This window comes from Zhongshania sp., from assembly GCF_041623545.1.
In the GTDB taxonomy this organism is placed as follows: Bacteria; Pseudomonadota; Gammaproteobacteria; order Pseudomonadales; family Spongiibacteraceae; genus Spongiibacter.
Genome location: NZ_JBFJWS010000333.1, coordinates 1 through 3384, shown reverse-complemented (window position 1 = coordinate 3384; position 3384 = coordinate 1). Strand labels below are relative to the sequence as shown.

Here is a 3384-nt window from a genome sequence, read left to right as displayed (position 1 = left end):
TCGCAATCGAATCCGGGTAGTTGGTGATGAGCTAGACACCCCAAATAAAGACCTTACGCTATATGGCTATGTGAAGGCTGATAACGCGGGCCCGATTAGTATCGATGCAGAATATTACGCGAGCTTTGGCGAACTGACCTTTGGCGGGGAGCGGGTTTATCGCCATTCGGGTGGTAGCTTCGACTGGCAGCCTTTTAGTGTAAAGTTGAATATGCCTGCAGACATAGTTAAAGCCGGGGCGGCCAAGCAGGGCGAGTTTAATGCTCGGGCAGTAAGGGTGTTTTTAAAGCAAGCACCACCGAGCAGCCGCGAGGGATTGGCTGTATTTGACGATATAGCGATCATCAATTGGGAGGGGCAGATAGCCCTTAATGCCCCAATATCAACACCACATGCTTATGACTTTGTTCGCTTGAGTGGGACACCGGGACAAGTGACACTTAATCTTAGTTTTCGGCACTACCAGCCTAGCAGTCTGTAGCGGGCGGAGCCTTCCGGTTTAGCTCTTTGTGGCGGCGGTCGCCGGAGTGTTTACGCCGCCACTAATGGCTATGTTACTATTCGCGCTTACCATGGGGCGCTGGGCGGATAATGCTTGCGCGCTTGACATCGCGGCGTATTTGGCTGCTATACCAAATCTCCCGCCACATACAATATCTAAGTTATTGATTTTATTTAAGTGACTTGGAAGAACTTCGACTTTAAGGGACAGGGCTCAACAATGACATTTATCTATTCCGCTAAGCGGACCGCACTGGGTGGTTTAAATGGCCAGTTTGTTAAGGCGAGTGCGCCAGATTTAGGCGCAACGGCTATTCAGGCTGCGTGTGAAGGCTTTGATGTTGCAGACCGCATTGATGAAGTGTTGATGGGCAATGTTATTTCCGCGGGTGTTGGCCAGGCACCAGCGCGTCAGGCCGCATTGAAAGCGGGCTTAAGTGAGGCGACACCCTGTGTCACCGTGAGCAAAGTGTGCGGTTCAGGCATGCAGTCAATTATGACCGGTATGGATCAGATTAAGGCGGGTAGCAGCAAGCTCGTGATTGCTGGCGGTATGGAGAGTATGAGTTTAGCCCCTTATTTGATGGACCGTGCCCGTCAAGGCTACCGTCTGGGGCATGGCCAACTCCGCGATGCGATGTTTGTTGACGGTCTCGAGGACGCCTATTCCGGTAAATTAATGGGCTTGGTTGCGGAACAGGTCGCAGCGGAGCACAGCTTTACTCGCGAAGAACTTGATGATTACGCGCTGCTGTCATTGGAGCGTGCTCTTGCGGCACAAAAATCCGGCGCTTTTGGGAACGAAATTGCGGCCCACGATGGTCACAGTGAAGACGAGCAACCGGGCAATGCGCGCCCAGATAAAATTCGGCAATTGCGTCCGGCTTTTTCCAAGGACGGTGTTATTACTGCCGCCAACGCAAGTTCAATCTCTGACGGCGCCGCAGCATTGCTCATCGGCAGTGGTCTTGATGCCCAACCAATTGCTAAGATTTTGGCCTATTCCCGTCATGCCGGTGCGCCCGAACAATTCCCCATTGCGCCGGTATACGCTGTTGAGAAATTACTCAAGGGTCTTGGTTGGGGTGTGGGCGATGTAGACCTATTTGAACTCAACGAAGCTTTTGCAATGGTTGCTCTATTACCGCATAAGCTATTGGGCGTGCCGCTAGAAAAAATTAATGTAAATGGCGGTGCCTGCGCCTTGGGTCACCCGCTGGGCTGCTCAGGCGCGCGTATTGTTGTTACCTTGATTCATGCTCTGCGCAATCGCGGTTTGAAGCGCGGTATAGCCAGTCTCTGTATTGGCGGTGGTGAAGCTACCGCAGTCGCTATCGAGTTGGTTTAAGCTTTTTGGGGCTGCCTCCCTCGGGGCAGCCCATCCCAATCCCTCGCTGCGTTTGAATTGCAGCGCTGAGCATCCCCTCTACGTTTAAACGCTCTTACTGCAGCTCTTGTGGTGTCGCTAGTTGGTCAATTCTTTGTGGTATAGGCAGGCCTTAGTTCGCGCCTGAGCTGATAGGGTAGATCGCTAGCCTTTAAGTTCGTCCACTCCAAAGTGAACACATTGCGGTATTAGCTGTTAGCCGATAAATTCTCTGTTTTATCGCTGGCTTAGGTCACCACCGCTAACCTTGGTATTAGGTTACGAAGCGTATATTATGTGTCGTTGCTACTCGTTTCCCCTTGTTTTATATCGGTTTTGGCCGCGAGCTACACAAAGCATATTTTCTCGGTATTGCGTTGGCGAATGTTCTGTATATTGCTGTGCGGGGAATTTGGACTACTTACTTAATGGCGGAAATCGCCAATTAACTTGGGCACTTAAATAGTCTAAGTTTTATAAATTAGATGGAAGATTTAATGATAAATCGAAGTATGTATCTCCTTGCAGCTAGCCTGCTATTGTCTGCGTGTGGCGGAAGTAACTCTCCGTCGGCGTCGCCAGAAGCGGGTGGCCCCAATACGGATAGCCTTGTTTACCGTACAGAAATTCGTCGCGGCGAACATGGCATGATACATATTAAAGCCAGTGACTACGCCGGGATCGGCTATGGCTACAGCTATGCCTTTGCTGAAGACAATATTTGCACGATTGCCGATGTGTATGTGACGGTATCTGGTGAGCGTTCCAAGTATTTTGGTCCGGATGAAAGCTGGACAATGACGGGCAACAGTACCACTAATAATAATTTGAACTCGGATTTTTTCTTTAAATTAATTAACGCTGAACAGCGGGTGGAAAACTTAATGGCGCAAGCGATGCCACTGGGTCCCTTACCCGAGGCGCGGGAGTTAGTTAAGGGCTATGTGGCTGGCTACAATCGCTACCTGCGGGACGTTGGCGTCGCTAATTTACCTGACCCGGCCTGCCGCGGAGCGGCTTGGGTACGGCCAATTACCGAGTTAGATGTTTATCGGCGCTTTTATCAGCTTGCCCTATTAGGAAGTTCGGCGGTGGCGATTGACGGTATTGGCAGTGCGCAGCCGCCGGGGCCGAACTCGCTGAGTGCAAGTATGTCTAGTCCCGCGCAATTTGCCGAACAGCTCGGTGCAGCGTGGCAGGGAATTCAAATTGGTAGCAACGCCATTGCGCTCGGTTCTGAGGCGACGGTAAATGGCAAGGGAATGTTGTTGGGGAACCCGCACTTTCCATGGGATGGCGCCGAGCGTTTTCATCAAGCACATATGACAATTCCCGGCGTTTTAGATACCACGGGCTCGGCCTTGTTTGGCGTGCCTATGATCTTGATTGGCCACACCCAGAATCTGGCGTGGAGTCACACGGTGTCGTCGGCGTGGCGATTTACGCCCTATCAGCTGAGCTTGGTGCCGGGGGACCCGACGTCCTATTTGGTCGATGGTCAACCAGAGGCAATGATT

The 3384-nt window shown here is 51.6% G+C and carries 3 protein-coding genes; all 3 read left to right on the top strand.

The genetic code is table 11. From position 1 onward, the window contains the following. Nucleotides 1-481 (top strand): hypothetical protein (locus ABYT30_RS17370; RefSeq protein ID WP_373097728.1); only part of this gene is annotated, 481 nt, incomplete at its 5' end. A 240-nt stretch (nucleotides 482-721) separates the two neighbouring features. Then, the gene (locus ABYT30_RS17365) at nucleotides 722-1849 is read left to right on the top strand and encodes an acetyl-CoA C-acyltransferase (protein ID WP_373097726.1); all 1128 of its coding nucleotides are present in this window, start codon (nucleotides 722-724) and stop codon (nucleotides 1847-1849) included. Nucleotides 1850-2364: 515 nt separating this feature from the next. Next, nucleotides 2365-3384: penicillin acylase family protein (locus tag ABYT30_RS17360; protein ID WP_373097724.1), on the top strand; the 1020-nt coding region annotated here is incomplete at its 3' end.